This is a genomic window from Pseudomonas sp. Pseusp49, assembly GCF_059491875.1.
In genome coordinates, this window is record NZ_CP168514.1 from 1,121,113 (window position 1) to 1,140,817 (window position 19,705).

Below are 19,705 nucleotides of genomic sequence, written 5' to 3' on the forward strand. Positions count from 1 at the left end.
CGTGAGTGAAAAATTATGGCTACGAAAAAGGATCGCATTGCCGACACTGCCTGGATGAAAGATGCTTTTATGGATGTCCAGGTGGAATTGGCCCTCAGGCTGAAGCGAGCAGCTCAATCCATCTCGCACGCTGGGACGCACGGTACAGTCGTCGAAGACCACTGGATTGAAGTATTTAGGGCCTATTTGCCTAACCGCTATCAGGTTGCGACGGGCTTGGTGATTGACAGCCAAGGTAACCGAAGCGATCAAATTGATATCGTCATCTTCGACCGTCACTACACTCCGACTTTGCTCGATCAGCAGAGTCATCGGTATATCCCCGTCGAAGCCGTGTATGCGATTTTCGAATCCAAGCCACATTTTGACAAAAGCTACCTGGAATACGCCGGCAAAAAGGCCGCATCGGTGCGCAAGCTACACCGAACTTCTGTCCCTATTGCGCATGCTGGTGGGACATACGATCCCAAGCCTCTTTTCCCAATCCTCGCCGGAATAATCGCACCAAAATCAAGTTGGGCTGACGGTTTGGGGGAGCATTTCCTCAAACACTTACCGGTGGAAGAATCGGAGCAGTTGGATTGTGGTTGCGCGCTTGATGACGGGGCATTCGATACCTTCGATGGCAAGCTCAAAGTCGTCGACGCTGAGGGATCGCTTATCTACTTTCTGTTCCGTCTTCTTTCTCGGCTTCAATCGCTAGGCACGGTTCCGGCAATTGATTGGGCTGCGTATGCAACGGTCATAAATAGATAGGCATTTACATCTGGCGTTCCCGATAAGAACCTAGAATTTTAATCTTGACGAAACCATTTGAGCAGCCTGCAAGGGCTACCAAGAGGATCAGGTCAAACTTCAAATCCCCCAAAGGAAGTCGACACATGAGTAGTAGCACTGAAACAAAACCGCTGAAAATTAAGCCAAGCGAATTGTACTACACGGATTACAGCGACAAGGCCGTACCTGGGGATGATCCCAATAAAACCAAAGAAGACGCTGACAGATTCAGTCGAAAAGAGAAGTACGAAGTGGTTGATATGATTAATTCAATCATATGGAAGGATAATAAAACCAGCCTCAGTGCGCTGTTGGCTGTCGAATGGATGCTTCATGAAGAGCTGCCATCCAACGTGCAAGGAAAAGAAAAAGTCCAAGCTTGGATATACGCTGAATATAACAAACTCCTTCCTAGTCGCCCTGCTAGGCTCAAAAGCTAATGCATATCGGCGACTGATCTTCAAGATAAAGTAGCTTTAGAATGGCGAGCGCCTGTGGGAACCAGGCTTGCCACATTGCAGATGTCGGGCAACTTTTTTCGTTATGCGGCAACCGTGATCTTTAGCTTCCATGATCCCACCGGCTAGAGTTTCGCAACTGTACAGACTCTTAGGATCGCGCTTTCGCAGGATGAAAGCGTTGCAAGATGGCAGGTGCGTGGTTTCAGATTTTTTATTATATTAAGGAAAACGGTAAAGTGCTTCTGGCTGTCAGCAAGTTTATTCACCCGTATCTTGAGTTTGTCGGTGGTGCTGCGTTTAGTTTTGGGCACGTACTGCAAGACCTAGGCGTTCCAAAATCTGAATTTTTTCAAACTCACCTGAGCGGCTTTGTTCCGAGAGCAATGACGTTGTTGTGGGTCCTTCTTCTATTGATGCCACTGATCATTGGTGCTGCTTACACTTTAGGACGGTTTAAGGGTGGCGTCATAGCGCTTTGCGTGCTCCTTGCGCCAGGCGTACTTAACTTGATGGGTTTATTCCCTGACCTTCGATACGGCGCACCAAGTTCTTCTACGGGGGGCGTGGGTGTGAGCGGAAATGTTATGGCGCTCATTCCTTTATTGGTGATGGTCACTGCTGCTGGGTGGTCAATCACGGTGCTGCTGTACGATACGTTGAAATTAACTGATAAATTTCATCATTATTATGATCACCTTTGGTTTTTGACAGCGCTGACCGCTGCGGTCTTTTTTGTGACAGATAGCACGGCCAGCAACAGTGCCCAAACCCTCAATAATGTTTCGCGAGTAGCTCAGGATTCAAGTCGCTATCTTCTCCTGCAAGTCCGCCGTTACCAAGATTATTGTCGGATTAACGGTTTGGAATCTACCATGTCTTGTCAGTGGAGCAATTACTCACAGTGGACGATTGGGCCGCTTGCTGAATATAGTCCAGTCCTTTTTGAAGAGTTTGCGCCCGAAAGCAGTCGGGGATTTTTTCAGCAACCAAGAGAGTCGAACCTGTCGGATGAGGATGTTTTAACCATCAGGCGGGAGCTGTTGGAATACAACCAGAAAGTGTGTCCTGTGAAGCAGTTGTCTAAAGACGCTGCTCAGTACGCTCCGCTATCGGATAGTTGTGAATCACCTCCCTTTGAGTATTGTACCGCGTGGCCGGACGGACCAGAGGGTTTCGTTGATCGCTACATTTTTCAGCGCCCAGTGGCAATTGCTAACGAGTGCATAATTCCCAACCTGGTTAAGCTGAAATCTAGAATGCCAAGATTGCTTGCTGATGATCGTGAAGCGAGCCAGGTGAAGAACTACAGATGGTTTTACTTCTTGTTTATCGCGCTGGCTGTTGGTGGAAAGATAGCGAATTCGAGTACAAAACTCGTCGATTTTACGAAAAGGAAGAGAGCGATTTTTGTGAAGGATCTTTGGCGCCTCACGATTTTCCTTGCTTCATTCGTTTGGAAGGCGTTTAGATTTGGCATGTCTTTTTCTCGTTATACGGCCAAGGCTGCCAAAGCCAAATATAAGGCTCTAAGGTCTTCTCTTGAGGGAGACGCGCCCTAGAGGTGCTCGGAGGGGGCATCTGGCATGCTCCCTTTCTGCGGATGCTTGGGAGTGCGGCCGACGATGTGAAGGCCTGGCCCCCAGCCCCCACCATGGGGGGGGGGGGGCCAGCGCCTGCGATGCTATAGCTGCTTTGCAGAAGGTGCCACTTGGTGGGCCTTGGGTTGCGACGGCCTTAGGTGAGGTTCATGATCAGAAATGACCCGTTGATTCCGCCCGACCGTAGCATTGCGATGGAAGGATTACAGGCTGCACGCATACCCTAAAGGCTCATTGACAGCATCTTTTGGGATTTGCATTCTTCATTCTATGACCCCCCCAAAGAACAAGGATGTGAGATGCGTAAAGCATTAATTTTTGGTAATGGCTTGGGCATGGCCCTTGCCCCGCAGCATTTCAGCCTCGCCGGGGCTATGCATGATGTGTGGCATCTACCGCATTTACTCACAGCGGAAGACCGGAGACTTATCAGCCTTACGCTGGGGAATGAGGGCGCGATCCCTCAGAATGAAGAGCAGCTTGACGTTCTTCATCAAGCCGTCACAGCTTGCAAAACGCTAAACAGAATACTTTCACCAGATCTTCACTGGCTTACAGAGCAGGGTCGGCGGTTTCCTATGGCCGTAGCCAAGTATATGCACATGGTTGCGACCAGATTGCATCTTGCCGATGCAGACTTACCCGAGCAGTTTATAGCGTCGCTATCAGCTTTCGTCCGCCAAACAAATTCTCATGTTGCGACTCTGAACTATGATCGGCTTTTATATGGGGCCTTCATTGATAGAGGAGTTTTAGCTGGTTTTGATGGCAGTCTAGTCGATGGAATAACTAATGCTGGTTTTGATTCTGCGAATCTGGAAAGGCAGTGGGGGAGGAATTTTGGTTACTACTTACACCTTCACGGTTCGCCGTTGTTCTATACGGATATTGATAGGCGGGTTCGTAAGCTTCAGCGGCATGAGATTAATATGTTCGCGGCGAATCCATCCGATCACATAGTCTTGACCCATGTTGCGCATAAGCGTTCAGTAATAAGTGCATCACCGATTTTAATCACGTACTGGCACTATTTGCATCGCGCACTGCAAGAGGCGTCAGAGATTGTAGTGGTAGGGTATTCAGGATGCGACACGCACCTGAACGAAATAATCGCCATGTACGGGGCATATAAACATATTCGAGTAATTGAGTGGGCTGCAAATCACTTTCACCCTGTCAGACTGTCCCAGTGGCAGGGTGTATTCAAGTCAATGAACCTGCGCTTAGATCTATATGCAAATATATTGGATAATCAAGTGTGGTGACTGCAACCGGAGGTCGCAGATATGGCGAGCGGCTACAAAAGTCCTGAGTATCGCGGTGTGCCGCTACAGGCTATTCATGCTTTGGCAGAGGACGTACACCATGGAACTTTCAGCGCTTGCGCTGCTGTAGCTGCTGGGTCGAAGGGGCCAGGTGGCGCCTTGCTCATGTCAGGTCAAGCTATCACAAAGGCGTAATGTCACCGGTCGCTGATTATTGATGGCGCAAAGGCTTCACCCATGGTACACAACGATCCAAACGGTGGCTTGTAGCCATTAAGCATGGGGTGGGGCAGGGATGCAATTTGTAACGAACGGTCCAGATATTCCAGATGAGCTGCTCCAAGCCCATGAAGAAGGCAGGGTCATCTTCTTTTGTGGGGCCGGTATTTCCTATCCGGCTGGGCTCCTAGATTTCAAAGGTTTGGTGCAGCTCATCTACAAGGAGGCGTCGACCACCCTCGATAGCGCCGAGCAGAAAGCTTTTGATAACTATCAGTTCGATGCCACGTTGGATCTACTTGAGCGTCGCTTGCCGAACGGGCGCGCTGCTGTTCGAGATGCTTTGGCGCGGGCTCTCAAGCCCAACATCCGACTCAAAGGCGCGACAGACACGCACGCAGCATTGCTGAGGCTGGGAAAGTGCCGGACCGGTGAAGTGCGTCTTGTAACCACAAACTTCGACCGAGTGTTCGATGCCGCAGGTCGACGCACAAAACAGCGTTTCAATTATTACTCAGCCCCAATGCTTCCTCTTCCCAAAAAAAGTCGATGGGATGGGGTCGTTTATCTGCACGGCCTACTGCCGGATAAACCTACCATTTCCGAACTCAATCGACTGGTCATTACAAGTGGTGACTTCGGACTTGCTTACCTGACTGAGCGTTGGGCTGCCCGATTCGTAAGCGAATTGTTCCGCAACTACGTCGTTTGCTTCATCGGGTACAGTGTCAGCGATCCAGTTCTGCGCTACATGATGGACGCGTTGGCTGCTGACAGAATGCTGGGAGAGATTACCCCTCAGGCATGGGCATTTGGATCTTGTGCGCCAGGAGAGGAAAGCCTGAAGACAGCTGAGTGGAGGGCAAAAGGGGTTTCCCCCATCCTGTACAACACTCAACCTGGGGCGAACCCGCATAGGGGGTTGCACCAAACTCTGAAAGCTTGGGCAGAGACATACAGTGACGGAACGACGGGTAAGGAGCGGATCGTCACCACTCACGCTCTTTCCAGGCCTTCGGCCAGCACCCGGCAAGATGATTTCGTGGGGCGTCTGCTGTGGGCGCTTTCTGACAAGTCAGGGCTACCAGCGCGCCGGTTTGCAGATTTCAATCCTGCTCCGCCCTTGGAGTGGCTGCTGGGCGCATTTAGTGACCCCCGGTACTGCTACTCGGATCTCGCGCGCTTTGGTGTTCCTGCTCATGCTGAACATGATCCTAAGCTCAGCTTCAGTCTGGTTCAAAGACCTTCGCCTTACCACTTGGCAGCGCAGATGACGCTGGGAAGCGGGCGCACGGGTCACTGGGATAATGTGATGTTCCAGATCGCTCGGTGGCTTGTTCGGCATCTCGACGATCCAGACCTTCTACTTTGGCTTACTACGCGGGGCGGATGTATCCACGAGCGGTTTGCATTTCTTATTGAGGATCAACTGGGGCGCATTGCCAAGCTTCAGAGCGAAGGAAACACCGCTGAGCTGGATGCGCTTCGCAAAAGCTCACCTAACGCGATACCTGGGCCTCACATGCGCAAACTGTGGGGACTGTTCCTGGCTGAGCGGATCAAGTCGCCTTGGAGAGACCTAGACCTCTATAGCTGGTTGGAGCGGTTGAAGCGAGATGGCCTGACTGCCAGTCTTCGACTGCAACTCAGGGAGTTGCTTTCGCCTGTGGTGTCAATCTCTCGGCCGTTTCGATTTCCAGAAGACCAGGATGTCTCAGCAAAACACCTGCGCGATCTGGTGAATTGGGAGTTGGTTTTAGTCTCCGACCATGTGCGATCGACGCTCTCCGAGTCGTCTCGTTCGGAGTGGGCACCGGTCTTGCCTTTGCTGCTGGAGGATCTCCAGGCATTGGTTCGTGATGCATTGGATCTTTTGCAAGAACTGGAAAGCGCCAACTCCTTCGTGGATCGTTCGTATTGGGATCTACCGTCTGTTAGTCCTCATTGGCAGAATCGTGGTTTCCGCGAGTGGGTCGTGCTCGTTGAGTTGCTGAGGGATTCGTGGCTGACTAATTTCGAAGAACATCCGGAGGTTGCGGCGAAGATCGCGCACAAGTGGTTTGAGATTCCATATCCAACATTCAAACGCTTGGCGTTCTTTGCAGCCAGTCAGGATGGTGCCATTTCTGCTGATGAGTGGGCTGAATGGCTACTTGTCGAGAATGGTCATTGGTTGTGGTCCACCTCCACTAAACGCGAGGTCTACCGCCTGCTTGTGTTGCAAGGGCGCTTGCTGCCCCTTGCCGCTCAAGAAAGGTTAGAGGCGGAGATTCTGGCCGGACCTCCCAGAGCAAACTTCGTGGCAGACATTACGGATGATCGCTATCAAGAACACGTAGACCAGGCGATTTGGAGGGGCTTGGCGAAGCTTCAGTACGGTGGGCTTGTGCTGGGTGATCAGGCTCAGCAAAGACTTGATGCGCTGTCCGCAGCCTACCCACATCTACGCTTGGCAGACAATGAGAGCGACGAGTTTTCTCATTGGATGAGTGGGACCGGAGACCCTGATTATCAGCAGCAGCGTGTTGTCAGGCCTGCACCTTACAAACGTGAGGCACTGGTCCAATGGCTTCGAAATGTCCCGGCAGCTGATGAGTATTTCGATGAAGACACTTGGAGAGAGGTGTGCCGAAAGCACCTTCTCAACAGCTTGTTTGCTTTGGGTGACCTAGCGGAGGAGGGCCAATGGCTCTTGGGTCGCTGGAGGGAAGCTTTCCAAGCATGGAGCGAATCTGGCATTGCTCGAAAATCATGGCGTTATGTTGCTCCGTGGATCAATAGGATGCCAGATCGTGAACTTGAGCAGATTATTCATTACGTAACTCGATGGCTCGATGAGGTATCCAAAGCAGAACTTCAAGATATGGATATGTTTTTGGGGCTTATCCGAAGGGTGATGCATCTGCCCCTGGCAGCGGATACGGGGATGACCAGTAATGGCGAACCGATAAATCAGCCAGTCACTGAAGCCATCAATCACCCCATTGGGCACGTTACCCAGTCTCTGTTGAATATTTGGGAGAGATCAAGCCTCAGCGACGGTGATGGTCTGCCAGAGAGGATGGGGCAGATTTTCACCGAGCTGTGCGACCCGCAAGTGGAACGATACCGTCATGGCAGGGTACTGCTTGCTTCTAGACTTATCGCTCTGTTCAGGGTGGATGGGGCTTGGACAAGAACAAATCTGCTTCCTCATTTCAGCTGGGCTCGCAATCCTGCTGAAGCTAGAAGGGTCTGGGAAGGCTTCTTGTGGTCGCCCCGCCTATACCGTCCACTCCTGTTGGCCTTCAAAGTCGAGTTTCTCGATACCGCAAGCCATTATGCGGATCTGGGTGAGCACGGGGAGCAGTTCGCGGCGATTTTCACTTATGCAGCCTTAGGTCCACTTGAGGGGTATACCACGCAGGAATTCCGTGATGCCTTTGCGACGTTTCCACTGAAAGCGTTACAAGAGTCGGCTCAAGCTCTATCACAAGCGCTGGAAGGGGCTGGGGAACAGCGGGAGGAGTATTGGCAGAATCGGGTACTGCCCTTTTGGCAACATATCTGGCCAAAATCCAGGGACTTAGTGACATCCAATATCGCTGAATCATTGATCCGGATGTCCATTGCAGGCGGAAGAACATTCCCGGACATCCTGAATGCAGTTCACGACTGGCTAGTGCCAATCGAGCATTTGCACTATGTCATCCACCTGCTTGATGAGTCAGGCATGTGCATGGTTTTCCCTGAATCAGCGTTGCGCCTGCTGGCTGCGGTAGTTGGCGAGCAGACTTGGCCGCCTTCTGAGCTGCGCTCTTGTCTTGAATCGATTGCGGATGCCCAGATCGACCTTACTGAGCGTCCAGAATACCGCAGGCTGACAGAGTACCTGCGTCGTCGTGGTCAGCCATAGTGCGAAGAGCCTCTGGTGCAGCGGGCCAGTTGATTTCGTGCAAGGGATAATGATGCAGGATGTTTGAATCGTTGCTAGTGGGTAAAGCAGGCCAAGTGAGAGATGAGTTTGGTCCGCTCTACAAACACGACTACGCTGATGCGATCAAGAAGGTGCTTACTAAGATTGAGTGTTACCTCTGATGGGTAATAGGACAACCTAATCAGATACGCGGGCTCATTCGGGGCGTAGGCCTCGGTCAATACCCGCTTAGGCGGGATGAGTCCAGCGGGTGGTGGTCTTGGTGGTCATTTCGCTCAGGCGCTTGGTGACCCGGTACTGCGGATGTCACAAATTTCACCTCAAGTCCATAAGCTCCTTCAAACTCATGAATTTCATGTCACTCTTTAATGAGCGCGGGTCCTTAACCGTGCCACCTAGGCGACAGACCAAGTGCTCAAAAAGGTTATTAAAGTGGCCTTCCTGGTCTTCATCTTGCCATCGTTCAAATGGGCGACGAGGGCGTGGATTCTTGCCTGAAATCGTTTGGGGGATAAAGAATGGACAGAATATCTTGCTGCTAACATCCAGTCCGGCGTAGCCAACTCTGGCAGCGGTATCTGTCCTCATGTAACGAGGGCGATGGAGCAACTGAATTGGGCCCTGCATCACTCCGGCTTGAACAAGGAGCGCGCTCGCTGCGCTCTCCTGGGCCCTGTCAAAATCAGCTGGAACCAGATACATATCCGGCTGAAATTGAAGCAGGAAAGCTTCAGGTTTCGGCGTTATGCCAATGCTTTCGGCAGCGAGGTCTGCGCAGACGTCGATGATCACGACTTCGCCAGCTTCTGGTTTACAGGCCAACACATCATCTGGAGCCAATCTTGCGCAATTGATGCGTAAGTCCTGCATTTCTTCAAGCTCGTCGGAGACGATTTCCTTGTTCTCAGGAGCATTAGCCTGAACCAAGGTCGTCTTCATGTTCAGCGAAAATTTGGCGATGACCGCAAGATTTTTGGCAACCGTAGTTTTGCCTACTCCACTCATTGGGCTCGCGACCGCAATCATCAATCCCTTACTTGACGGCAGGTGAACGAGACGCTGCTTTTGGCTAAGCATTTTGTTGCGCACCAGCTTCGTCACCCAGTCCATTAGCGATGAGTCGACCGGGTCCAAACCACTTAGCCATCGACCTATGTTTTCAACTTCCGTGCATTTGCTGGTTCGACGAAATTCGCTGAATTGGTTGGCTAAGGCGGCGGCGCTTAGTCCGAGATATTTCATTGATTTTTTTAGCAGAAGTGAATCTATCATCGATCGATCTCGCGTCAACGAATTCTAGTTTGGATCAAATGACATCGAGTCGATTATCTCCAGTGGTTGTGATGATAGCCTCTATTGAAATCACCGTGGGCAACGCGGCCAGCGAATGAGGCCTACCTCGCTTACGCTGTTGATGCAGAAACAACTACAAAGATCGGCCGACTTCTATCATTGGGTGCCTGAAGGATTCTCAAACATGTCAGCCGTGAAATGGTGTTGCGATCCTACTCAAGTTATTGGACGCGGTCCGTCATTAGTCGCTAACAGCGTTGAAATATGGCGTCCAACCAGACGCCGCTTTGCTTTCAAAGTCTCTCGTAAGTCTGCATTACCGTCGGGATGAATCATGACTGCCAGTTTAGCCATTTGGTCATCTGGGGCCAATGAGCTTAGTTTTCGCCCCGAATTCCTAGGGTATTCAAACTACGAAAAAGCATTATCTCAGGCACAGGCCAAATGAGGGCACATTGCCACAGCTGCATTTAGGAATATCGACGCTCAGGGGAATGAGCTTATTACCGTGCGTGTTACACCTCAACTCGCAATGGCATAGGGACCGGTCGTTTGTATCGTGGATTTCCCAGCCTTGATTTGTCGCTTCAGTTTCTGCCAGGTGTGAAGGAACGCTCTGGTAGCAGCCAGGGTAGGTGGAGCGGACCATTCGGCTGTGTGGCAGTGCCGCAGGTGTGGAATGTCTAGTGATCGCCCCTCCATGGTGAGGGGCAGAGATGCCAGTTAGCCCCCTAAGGTAGTTAACGGGGATCGAGGGATAATCTGAATCTCCGGTCAATAACACTTTTTCAATGCGCTGTTCCAGCTTTGCGGAAAGCGCCAACGATTCATTGTTCCTAAGATACCCGAAGTCCGTTCTCCCGCCATGGGTAGGGCTGCACCGGATAACTGTATAGTTGGTGAAAGATAGCCTTGGTCGCTTTGCAGGCCAAAATGTGAGCGCACGCGTCCCATCAGGGAGGAAAGTAATGCTCAGCGTCAAAAGGAAATGGATTTGGCTCGGACCAAGCTTGTGTCGGTGAAATCTAGGCCGGCGCATTAGCCATGGCCGTCTTAAGGCGTCCTCCTTATATTCGGGGACTGTAAGCCAATGGCCGTTTCGTAAGTCGAACTTAGCCTTACCGGACTGGATTGCAAACCCCCAGTGATCCCAGTCAAGATGAGACAAAACTACCGGCTGAGGACCGTTTCTTTGCAATGACTCATGGAGTGGGGAAAACGGACCGGGCAATCGCAATGACCTTTTGTTGTATGGCAGCGGCCAACCTAAATCAAAGAACATTAAGGGATGTTCATTTTGATCTACCAGGGCGCAAAAGCTGGCTTGACCCACGTCATAAACGGCGACGCCAGCAGCTTCCTTCGCGCAGTCGAAAGGGCGCAGGGTCAATTCTGTCGCATCCGATACTGTGCGAAATTCCGCTATTGCCGCTAGCGCGCTTAGGTTTCTTTTGGCAACAGAGGTCGATCGCACGCGCACCCAAAATATTACTTCTGCTTGTTCCTCATCGCCTTCGAACGTGATTGATGAGGCTTGGAAACTAGCCTCTTCGCCATGCGAGTCAGTGCTAATCGATAATTCAATCCAGCCTGTATTATCTACAAGTTCGTTTGCTAGCTTCATCTCTAGCTTCGCAGTCAGCATGAACACCGGGAAGTATCTATCCAGATCCTCAAGAACTCTATTTGCGTCGAGTTTCCTGAGGGCAACAGCCGAAGACTTTGGGATAGCATCGATCACAATGGTGGCGAAATCGTTCTGGGTATCACCATCGTTGACGACCGTTTCGACCGAGGCGTAGTAATCAACCCAACGGGGTTCAAGTGGTTCTCTGCTTTCCATGCTAGCTGATCCCTGAGTAATAAGAGGTGCGGCTCGGTGGTTTCTGGGCGCGTGAGAGCAATGGTAACGTGCCGTAGAGGCAATGTGCCGTTATTTTGGGCAGTCTTGCTTTTCCCTTTGCTCGGCCGCTATCCGAGAGTTCAGCATGGCTCGTAATTTCCCGTTCCTGCCAGGCCGCACGCATCCTCCCACTTCTTCGATGGGGATCACCGCATTACGTCTCGCAAAAAGTTGACAGCGGCGGCGGGGCTGTCGGTCAGTCGGTTGTCTTTCACGGAGCTACAGGTGATGGGATTTTCACGCAACGAATGCACCCAAGAATGCTGTATCAACCAGTTGGAAGGCCGCGTAGTGGGAGGGGCAGACCGCCCGACAGTATCGAGCGGGTACCCCGCGCCGCCGTACACAAACGTGCTCCTTTTGACGATAAGACGTTTTGTCCGAGATCGTCCGCTTCTGGCCGATGCAACCCTTCGCGAGAGGCTGCAATCTGCCCTGAGTGTGTAATTCGTCGAAAACGACGGTATAGCTACCATAACGTGACCAGGCTGTACGGAAAGGCGATTTTGACATCCCCTTTCAGCTAGCTACCACAATTGGCAAATGCTTTTGTGAAGGGTCACTGGCAGTCCTGTTCAAACTCCTCAAGCATGTCGGCACGCACCAACGCCTCAGGATCTTCAGCGTGGACTGCATCTACTTTCTGCTGCACGCAGGCATCCAAATTGTTGCTGTTAGAGGCAGTTGCTAGGACTTGCGTCTGCGTGGGTAGATTTTGGATGAGTTGCCCTGGAGCAGGGATATCGACAATAGTTGCGTAATCGATAGCAAAACCGCCGCCTCCGTAACGGCTTGGGCTTTCGAAATCCGGAATCTCCTCCACTGGGTTACCCCAACCCGTATTTGGATTAAGCATGGCCATTTTGCCGGGGTATTGGCTACGACGATCAGAGGGTAGATTTACGATCGTGTTGGTGGCTTTTCCAGCATTCCATACCACTACGGCTTCCAGTTCCCCATCGCGGTCATAAAGGCGTTCTTGACCGTGTTTTACCACGTCATCTTGATGGCTTTCGTAGCCAGGTCTAGCAACGCCTTGGTACTGGCTTATCTGTTTATCACCAAGCCAGATCGTGGCAGTCGCACTGACGAGTTTTCCTCTGTTCCATTGCAGCTCTCGAATCAAGTGACCTTTGCTGTCCCAGTACTGCTCCAGGCCGTCGTTGCTGAGATCACTGGCGATGTATTGATTGACGTCTTCCTTGATAGCCAGACGATTGACGTGATGAAGGTGTTGGCCCTCATAACTATATTCATCGACGGTTCGCGCTTTTAGTTTTCCGTGCTCGAATTCGCTGAGTTCGGTCACTTTACCGCGTGCATTGATGCGTTTCTGAATGCCATGGAGTTCGCCATTTTCGTAGTTTTCTTCTTGCGAAACGTAGAAGCGATTACCGTCAAGGCCATAATCTTTCTGTAGGCCATGGTACTTGCCCTGTAGATACGTTCGATGCTGAGTTCCACGATTGTCGAACCCGGTCTGCTTACCATTTTGCCAATCGAGATCAGCAATGAGCACTTTCCCTTGGTCATCCCATGCTCGCTCTTGGCCGTCCTTCTTGCCGGCGGTGTAGTGCACCTCAAGAATTCGCTCGCTGTTTTGAGGGTTGAACTGTTCTTGCAGTCCGTCCTGGACTCCACGTTTCCATGTGTTTTCAGCAATCTTGTTGCCGGTCTTTGCGTCGAATTTTTCTTCTTTGCCGTCCCGTTTACCGGCTTTGAACTCACCCACAGCCAGCAGATGCTCTGCGTTGTCCGAGCAGCGCATTTCACCGTCAGGCAGACCTTTTTTGACGTCGATTGAGCACGACCCAACGCTGAACAATCCCAACACCGACATCGGGTAATTGAGGATGCGGCCGGTAAAGGGGTCATCTGCATGCACTTTGTAAATCAAACCGCGAATTTCTTGAGTTTGACGTGAGTCGACTTCTTCGGTGAAGCACCCTGTGAGGCTGAGGGAGGCGAGGGCGATGGTACTCAGAGCGAAACAGCGGCGAGCATTGAAAAACACCAGAATCTCCTTATTCACGTACCGGCACCTGCCGATTTCAAAGCGTGAGAGGAGTGCAGTGTAGGGCAAAGTGATATTGTGATGCCATTCTGCCATTCTGCCATTCTGCCATTCTGCCATTCGTATATGACCCCTCATTTGCGTTGGGCCTAACCAGTCATGTGCACCGTATTTGACCAGTAAGATTCGTGGAGACATGACCGGCTGTGAATGGCCAAAAACCGGACATTCCAAATCGAAGGTAGGAAAAACTCAGCAATCAGCACTAGCATTTTGACATCCATGACCCTAATGCAGGCACTATAGACGTTCATTTTTTTTTAACGGTAAGTACGTCCGAATGCTGAGGATCAATGGTTCAAAAGCACCCAGCGTATTTCGATTGCGAGGGAGTGACGAAAATAGCGGTACCTTGGCGTTGAGTTGGACGCTAAGCCAAAGCCCTATTTTACTTGCGCTTTTTCTCCAGAGGATTTTTGACAAAAGAGTGTCGATTCGCGGTATCCGAATCGAAACTCAGAAACACGCCGAGGACGGCGGGTTCACAGATCTTGAGATCATGGGCGACGGCATCCACGTCATTGTTGAGGCCAAACGTTGGTGGAGTGTCGTCGATGACGCTCAGTACAACCGTTACATGCCACGTCTCTCACAGCATCTTCGCCACCAGCGTTTCGTCTCCATCAGCGCCGCAGACCAGACAGATGCTCGTCGACTCCTGCCGACTTCGATCAAAGATGAGGTCACTCATTTTTCGTGGCGTGACTTGCAAATTTTGGCAAGCGAGGCTCGCGCAAAGGCATCAGGCCAGGAAGAGAAACTGTGGCTTAGAGAGCTGATAGAACACTACAAGGAGTACGTTTCGGTGGATCGAGTAACTAACAATGATGTGTACTTGGTAGTGCTCTCTGCTGAACGGATACGGGGAGAGAATCCTTACTCCTATCTAGATGTGGTGGTGAGCGATGGGCATTACTACCACCCAATCGGAAAGAGCGGCTGGCCTGTCGTTCCCCCTAACTACATTGGCTTTCGATACAAAGGGAAATTGCTTTCCGTGCATCACGTGGACAGTTTCGAGCGAGTCGCGAGCCCGTCGGATATAAACCCATTATGGTCAAAGAGCAGTGGTGAGTGCGTCGTATATAAGTTGGGGCCAGCGATGAAACCCGCAGAGCCATTGCCCAACGGCAAAATTTATGTGACCGGACGGATCTGGTGCGCCATCGATACTTTGTTATCGGGAGCATACAGTTCGATTGCTGAAGCGCGTGATGAGACAAAGCGTCGGATAAGCGCACAATGAAAAAGAAGAAATTAAACCTCCTACCTGTATTTCCGCCGCAGTTCCACTGGCTTGGAAATGGGCAGGGTTGTCCACCCTTCGATGTGCTGAACTCGATGCTGTATCACGCTGTTGCGAGTCATCCTAGCAACATCGATAGACCGCAAATCATTGGCAAACTGATGCTAATCGGGCGCACCTACTCCGCCTCGGTGGAGCGCAGAAAAACCCAAGGGCATGTTAAAGATGAGAGGCAAGCGCTTGAAGTCGTCATTGCGGCTGCCGAGGCTATTGCGGTGTCAAAGTGTGCCAAGTTATTGGACGCCATCGGAATGAATGACAAGCTCACGAATGACCGCTTGCCGGAAGCCGTTGCTATCCATCTTGAGCTTTGTCAAGCGCTGACGAGCGCCAATAACCGCGAGAACAGCAGCCTCGCCTCGAAGTACCTTCACTTTCACCGGCCAGAATTCTTCCCCATTGTGGACTCGTATGTTCGTGAGGGATGGTCGTGGGTTATGGACGAGTTGGGCCAGAGCTACAAAGGATGGCGTGTCTTCGGAAAAGTTGATCGCTATAACGATTGGTGCGCGCGAGTTCTGGAACTACGTAGCTTGATGGAAAAGAGCCTCTGTCACACGGTCAGTCTCCGGCAAATCGATAACTATCTGCTGTCGATAATGTCTCTGGATGGCCAAGGCGGTTGGGGGTTACCTCATTTGCCTGGTTGATAAGAAGACCTATGGCTCTCTAGGTTGGCGGGATTCATAGACCAGACTCCGCCGCGATCCGTATACCAGCTCTGGAGCCGGCACTCGCTAACCAAGCCTCTGTCAATTCATGCGCGTACTAACGGAGGTAGGCATCAGGCCGATGCATGTGCCCAGCTCTTCCTGAGAGAGGCTGGCACGTAGTCGCACGTCCTTGAGCCGGATTGATAGGCACTGCGGTTCACATTGTTATCTCGTAGCTCAGTAGCGCCTTGGGGCGATTGCTGCTTTTCTAAAAGCTACCAATTTGGTAGCTTTGCCGGGTATTTCAAACCAGCGACTCACAAGCGCTCAAGTAGGCGTCTTTCTGAAAATCCATAGGGAGACGGTTCAGGTCTTGGGCCAAAAAGTTGCTATTGCGCCGGTTGCTCGCCGCCATGATACCCGCTCGATTTGCATCCATAGCGGGGTGTGGCGGTGAAGGTGAGTCGCCTAACGCAATGAGTTATCTGGAGAATCGGTATGTTCGAAACTCACGAGCAAGCATGCGTGAAAAATCCTTTCTTCGTGCTTGAAGACGGCGCACGCCGCTGGGCGTACATCTCGCAAACGTCGAATGACGAGTGGTTTTTTGTCACATATGAAGTAGCGGGCGAGGAGGGTTCTTCGCAGCAGCAGTTCATGATTTCGAAAGTACAATTCCTCTTGGATTTGGCCTCAAGAGACACGCCCGGGCAGTTCATCAGTGAGGTTCAGCTTGTATCCCCTCCATGGCTGAACCAGAAAGGCAACTGGTTGATGGAGCCAATTCGGGAGATCCAAGAGGCGGACCAGCGGGTCTGCTACGAGCTGATGGATGGACAGGTTTATCCATCAAATTTGCTAGGAACCCGCGTCCCGTTGTGGTCAAAGCGGGCAATGGGTAATGAATAATCTAATCGAAAGGATTCTTGCAGCTCAGTACCGCTCTCTGCTTTTTCCGAAAGACTTCTGCGGAGAGGCAATCTTCGGTTTTGAATGCAATGACGGATGGGGTGATTTGATCCAAGCAACCCTTTGGCTTGTTCAGCAACGTGCCAGAATGGGTCCGCTCGACGTGAAAGTCACGCAGGTGAAAGAGAAATTTGGTCAGCTCAGGATCTACCATCGCGGAGATGACGAGAGCATCGGTGCCGCTTTCGAGATCGCGGAGGTGGTATCAGGTAGTGTTTGTGAGATGTGCGGGATGCCAGGTGGGGTTATAAGTGTTGATGGTTGGCTTCAGGCTCGCTGTAGCCAACACTCAGCGGCGGGAAAAATAGCTAGGGCTAAAAAAGTTAAGAATAACGACAATTACATCGCAAGCTACGTAGAAGCCGTAGACGCGATTTTGTCGTTTTTCGGAGAAGGTGCAGTGCTTTGGGTACAGCAAGAACGCGCCGCTTTTGCTGGTCGGCGACCGTGCGAGTTGCTGGCAACGGAGGAGGGGTGCCAGGCGATTTACCTAATGCTCAAACGGCTTGAATATGGGGTTGGCGTTTGACTTCGCAACTGATTCGCGCGACTTGTGTGGTGATGGCGAATCTCCCAAACCTAGAGATTCATTTGCGCGATGAATTGAAATGGGAATTCAATCAAGGGCTGGTGGATTTACGTCACGTTAGGAGCCTCGTATCGTCGCCTCGATTGATATCGTTATGCGTCCGTGCGTTCAGCCATCCCGCGCTAGCCGAAGCTGGGGACACGTTTTTGGATTCACGCACGCGCTTGGCGGACTACCCTCAAAAAACCATGGCCATATCGTTCACAAATTATCGAACTCTGGTGGACTCGGTAGAGGTGGTCGGTGAATACCATCCCCTTGATGCGTCAGTGATGAAGCTTCAAATCTGGCCATACGAGCCAGGAGATCTGAATAAGTTTGCTATGGCGGTCGCGGTGGCGTTGAGTTACACGCCTGCGGAGTTGATGGCTGAATCGAGAATCTCGGCCGCGATAGACGAGCTGGTGAGTGAATGGGGCTTCTTTACCGATGAGTTTTGAGCCGATCTTTGGAACAGATTTCGTCTGGCGACAGAGTCGCTCGCGCATCGTCCGGATCAGATGCTGAGGGCTTCACAGAGCTGGCAATCCTACCGAATTAAAATTCCTTTCCCACTGGTGCCATTTTTTCCCAAGCTTCGTCTCGATAATTCGCGGGAGTTTCTGCTAACAGACTCTCTAGGGAAAGCTTCATACGCTTCAATGGCGCTTCAGAATGGACCTGGTTCGATGAGCCCGTGGACGGCTTGGCCCCTGGGTCTTCAGGGCGGATTTGTGATGTTTTCCGGGTCATGGTTTTACTCCCCCATTGCTCATACGAGGTTATTATCCCGCCGGGGACGCAAGGCATCAAAGAGATGAATGGCAGGAGCCGTTAAGCCACCGTGCCTTCGGCGAACCATCGGCCAGTGAGGCGAACGCACTAGGACGCTACCGACGTGGCGGCATCCTTTGTAAAATCCAAGTTCCTGAACCTGCGCACGTAACGGCTCAGACCGTGCTATGCGTGGCGAGGTTGCGGTATTGCCCTTTGAAGTACAGCAATAGGTGGGCAGATGTAATGGACGCAAGCTACGTTTGAAGGTGGGAGATTTAGAAGTGGAAGGCAATACCGAGGAGGACATCAAGCTTCTTGTAGCCAAAGCAAAAGAACTAGCCCCCGTAGTTGATCCTGACAGTCAGCGAGGGGACGCAGACAGGAACAGCTGAATCGCGCGCGATGCGCCTGCCAAGATCAGTCATTGGCGGGCAAAGACAGTATGGGACAATTTGTTTTGACGCTCGTGAGAGCGTCATCACGGATAATTACACCGGCTATGCCACACTGGATTTTTAGCCAATATTTTTGATGAAAGTCAGCATCCGCTCTTTATCTGCCTGGTCGAGCTGATGGTACTGAGCCAACAGCTCAGCTTCATCATCTGTCGCGGCATAGAAGTAGGTCGCAGGGAGCCCTAGCTCAGAGGCAACACGCTCAATTAACTCAAACGCCGGCACTCGCCGTCCGACTTCGTACCTGTTCATGCGGGTTCGCGCAGATGCAGGCTCTAGCCCAATCCGAATTCCCAATTCCTCTTGGGAAAGCTTCGCACGTAGCCGTGCCTGCTTGAGCCTTATGGATAACGTGCTCTGGGTCATGACGTCTTCTAATAAATCAGTGGCGTCATGGTGCAATTTGAGAATTGTTCAAATGCTACCGATTTGGTAACTTGGCGCAGATGGCAAATCAGTGGCGCAGAGGCTCCAGAGCGCCGCCAATCAAAAAATCTCATAGGGACATATTTCATGGTGGTTTGGCACAAATCGTCGCCATTGCGCTTCTTCCTTGTATGCGCGATTCCCTTCAGCTTGTTGGCCGGTTGTGGCGATGGAGCAGGGGAGACCGAAAAGCAGCCTGCTTCGATCTCGGCATCCAGCAAGACAGGTGCTGGTTCAAAGGCCGCTGATGCGGCTGTGATGCAGCAAATTGCAGGAGAACGCCCCGCGCATCGTGAGCTTCCCCGATCCTGGAAAAGCTGAGCCAAACGCATATCTGGACGCCAGACTGCCGATGACCGCGTTCAACCTTTACAACGCGAAACGGGATTGGATGGAAGCGCCAGATGATATTGCCGACTCAATTGCTGACGCTTCCAACGTACGAAAGGCAAACCCAGAGCTTTATCGCTTAGCCTCTGAGAGGCTGTCGGAGAAGGACAGCTTCAAGCGGAAGGATCTAACAAAGGCACTAGGCGCTCTGGTGGCGGAGGAGACTGAAAAGACCAAGGCCAATAATTTAGTGAAATTGAGTTCGGACGAATGGCTGCCGATTTCGCTCAGCGGTTACGACGACCAAGCCAAGGGCTTCCATATCGACAACTGCCTTTTCTCAGACAAACTGGAATACACGGACGAAGAACAGCGAAGCCAAAGCAGAATGGCTAAGAATCCACTTCGGTGCTATCTCAATCCCGGCCCCATCCCCTATTACATCGGCTTCCAGGGTGGTTCCAACGTAGTGTTAGACGTGGCCGATGAAACTCTCGCCCGAAAAATCGAAGCGTCGCGAGACACCATAAGAATCGATATCTATGGCTACGTTCGCTCGATAGAGCGGGAGCGCTTTGCCGGGGAGTTCGGCCCCCAGCGATACGTCTTGATTGGCCCCCACCGTATAGACCTGAGAGATAGCACTACCGGTGAAGTCATCTACACGAAAAGCATTTAATTTCGAATTAATGTCTTCCATGAAGGCGGTATGGCT

Annotated in this window: 15 protein-coding genes; 11 read left to right on the top strand and 4 right to left on the bottom strand. The window is 51.6% G+C overall.

Features of this window, described 5'->3' with window-relative positions; all coding sequences use genetic code 11:
- Positions 1-15 precede the first annotated feature (15 nt).
- The 5 genes from ACEN83_RS04845 to dsr1 all read left to right on the top strand — a co-directional run bounded on the left by ACEN83_RS04845 (position 16) and on the right by dsr1 (position 8,215).
- Entirely contained in the window at positions 16-756 is a 741-nt protein-coding gene (locus tag ACEN83_RS04845; protein ID WP_495579642.1) for a DUF6602 domain-containing protein, read from the top strand.
- Positions 757-881: 125 nt separating this feature from the next.
- Positions 882-1,217, top strand: a complete 336-nt coding sequence (locus ACEN83_RS04850; RefSeq protein WP_495579643.1) for a hypothetical protein — start codon at positions 882-884, stop codon at positions 1,215-1,217.
- A 206-nt stretch (positions 1,218-1,423) separates the two neighbouring features.
- The gene (locus ACEN83_RS04855; RefSeq protein ID WP_495579644.1) at positions 1,424-2,797 is read left to right on the top strand and encodes a hypothetical protein; all 1,374 of its coding nucleotides are present in this window, start codon (positions 1,424-1,426) and stop codon (positions 2,795-2,797) included.
- A 338-nt stretch (positions 2,798-3,135) separates the two neighbouring features.
- Positions 3,136-4,101 carry an SIR2 family protein gene (locus tag ACEN83_RS04860; protein WP_495579645.1) on the top strand — a complete coding sequence of 322 codons (966 nt, stop codon included), beginning with the start codon at positions 3,136-3,138 and terminating at the stop codon, positions 4,099-4,101.
- A gap of 295 nt (positions 4,102-4,396) precedes the next feature.
- Positions 4,397-8,215 (top strand): anti-phage defense-associated sirtuin Dsr1, encoded by a 3,819-nt coding sequence (gene dsr1 / locus ACEN83_RS04865; RefSeq protein ID WP_495579646.1) that lies wholly within the window; start codon positions 4,397-4,399, stop codon positions 8,213-8,215.
- A gap of 336 nt (positions 8,216-8,551) precedes the next feature.
- Here dsr1 and ACEN83_RS04870 read toward each other — a convergent pair whose 3' ends face one another.
- The 3 genes from ACEN83_RS04870 to ACEN83_RS04880 all read right to left on the bottom strand — a co-directional run bounded on the left by ACEN83_RS04870 (position 8,552) and on the right by ACEN83_RS04880 (position 13,464).
- A complete protein-coding gene (locus tag ACEN83_RS04870) occupies positions 8,552-9,508 on the bottom strand; it encodes a ParA family protein (RefSeq protein WP_495579647.1) in 957 nt (318 codons plus the stop codon).
- 445 nt (positions 9,509-9,953) lie between these two features.
- Complete coding sequence (locus tag ACEN83_RS04875; protein ID WP_495579648.1) at positions 9,954-11,372, bottom strand: hypothetical protein; 1,419 nt, start codon at positions 11,370-11,372, stop codon at positions 9,954-9,956.
- Between the two features lie 619 nt (positions 11,373-11,991).
- Entirely contained in the window at positions 11,992-13,464 is a 1,473-nt protein-coding gene (locus ACEN83_RS04880) for a toxin-antitoxin system YwqK family antitoxin (RefSeq protein WP_495579649.1), read from the bottom strand.
- A 322-nt stretch (positions 13,465-13,786) separates the two neighbouring features.
- Here ACEN83_RS04880 and ACEN83_RS04885 point away from each other — a divergent pair, with 322 nt between their 5' ends.
- The 5 genes from ACEN83_RS04885 to ACEN83_RS04905 all read left to right on the top strand — a co-directional run bounded on the left by ACEN83_RS04885 (position 13,787) and on the right by ACEN83_RS04905 (position 17,463).
- Positions 13,787-14,752 (top strand): hypothetical protein, encoded by a 966-nt coding sequence (locus ACEN83_RS04885; protein ID WP_495579650.1) that lies wholly within the window; start codon positions 13,787-13,789, stop codon positions 14,750-14,752.
- Positions 14,749-15,462 (top strand): hypothetical protein, encoded by a 714-nt coding sequence (locus tag ACEN83_RS04890; RefSeq protein WP_495579651.1) that lies wholly within the window; start codon positions 14,749-14,751, stop codon positions 15,460-15,462. The genes ACEN83_RS04885 and ACEN83_RS04890 overlap by 4 nt, the downstream gene beginning before the upstream one ends.
- A gap of 501 nt (positions 15,463-15,963) precedes the next feature.
- Positions 15,964-16,374: a hypothetical protein gene (locus ACEN83_RS04895; protein WP_495579652.1), complete on the top strand. Its 411-nt coding sequence runs from the start codon at positions 15,964-15,966 to the stop codon at positions 16,372-16,374.
- Positions 16,367-16,963: an antitoxin Xre/MbcA/ParS toxin-binding domain-containing protein gene (locus ACEN83_RS04900; protein WP_495579653.1), complete on the top strand. Its 597-nt coding sequence runs from the start codon at positions 16,367-16,369 to the stop codon at positions 16,961-16,963. Before ACEN83_RS04895 ends, ACEN83_RS04900 begins: the two co-directional genes overlap by 8 nt.
- The gene (locus tag ACEN83_RS04905) at positions 16,960-17,463 is read left to right on the top strand and encodes a hypothetical protein (RefSeq protein ID WP_495579654.1); all 504 of its coding nucleotides are present in this window, start codon (positions 16,960-16,962) and stop codon (positions 17,461-17,463) included. Before ACEN83_RS04900 ends, ACEN83_RS04905 begins: the two co-directional genes overlap by 4 nt.
- An 831-nt stretch (positions 17,464-18,294) precedes the next feature.
- Here ACEN83_RS04905 and ACEN83_RS04910 read toward each other — a convergent pair.
- A complete protein-coding gene (locus ACEN83_RS04910) occupies positions 18,295-18,600 on the bottom strand; it encodes a helix-turn-helix domain-containing protein (RefSeq protein ID WP_495579655.1) in 306 nt (101 codons plus the stop codon).
- A gap of 412 nt (positions 18,601-19,012) precedes the next feature.
- On the opposite strand from ACEN83_RS04910, the gene ACEN83_RS04915 reads away from it, so the two are divergent.
- On the top strand, positions 19,013-19,669 hold the full coding sequence (locus tag ACEN83_RS04915; RefSeq protein WP_495579656.1) for a hypothetical protein: 657 nt from the start codon (positions 19,013-19,015) through the stop codon (positions 19,667-19,669).
- The last annotated feature ends 36 nt before the right edge of the window (positions 19,670-19,705 follow it).

Coding starts and splice junctions, on each gene's coding strand:
- ACEN83_RS04845 (WP_495579642.1), top strand. CDS start 16: ATGGCTACGAAAAAGGATCGCATTGCCGACACTGCCTGGATGAAAGAT.
- ACEN83_RS04850 (WP_495579643.1), top strand. CDS start 882: ATGAGTAGTAGCACTGAAACAAAACCGCTGAAAATTAAGCCAAGCGAA.
- ACEN83_RS04855 (WP_495579644.1), top strand. CDS start 1,424: ATGGCAGGTGCGTGGTTTCAGATTTTTTATTATATTAAGGAAAACGGT.
- ACEN83_RS04860 (WP_495579645.1), top strand. CDS start 3,136: ATGCGTAAAGCATTAATTTTTGGTAATGGCTTGGGCATGGCCCTTGCC.
- dsr1 (WP_495579646.1), top strand. CDS start 4,397: ATGCAATTTGTAACGAACGGTCCAGATATTCCAGATGAGCTGCTCCAA.
- ACEN83_RS04870 (WP_495579647.1), bottom strand. CDS start 9,508: ATGATAGATTCACTTCTGCTAAAAAAATCAATGAAATATCTCGGACTA.
- ACEN83_RS04875 (WP_495579648.1), bottom strand. CDS start 11,372: ATGGAAAGCAGAGAACCACTTGAACCCCGTTGGGTTGATTACTACGCC.
- ACEN83_RS04885 (WP_495579650.1), top strand. CDS start 13,787: ATGCTGAGGATCAATGGTTCAAAAGCACCCAGCGTATTTCGATTGCGA.
- ACEN83_RS04890 (WP_495579651.1), top strand. CDS start 14,749: ATGAAAAAGAAGAAATTAAACCTCCTACCTGTATTTCCGCCGCAGTTC.
- ACEN83_RS04895 (WP_495579652.1), top strand. CDS start 15,964: ATGTTCGAAACTCACGAGCAAGCATGCGTGAAAAATCCTTTCTTCGTG.
- ACEN83_RS04900 (WP_495579653.1), top strand. CDS start 16,367: ATGAATAATCTAATCGAAAGGATTCTTGCAGCTCAGTACCGCTCTCTG.
- ACEN83_RS04910 (WP_495579655.1), bottom strand. CDS start 18,600: ATGACCCAGAGCACGTTATCCATAAGGCTCAAGCAGGCACGGCTACGT.
- ACEN83_RS04915 (WP_495579656.1), top strand. CDS start 19,013: ATGACCGCGTTCAACCTTTACAACGCGAAACGGGATTGGATGGAAGCG.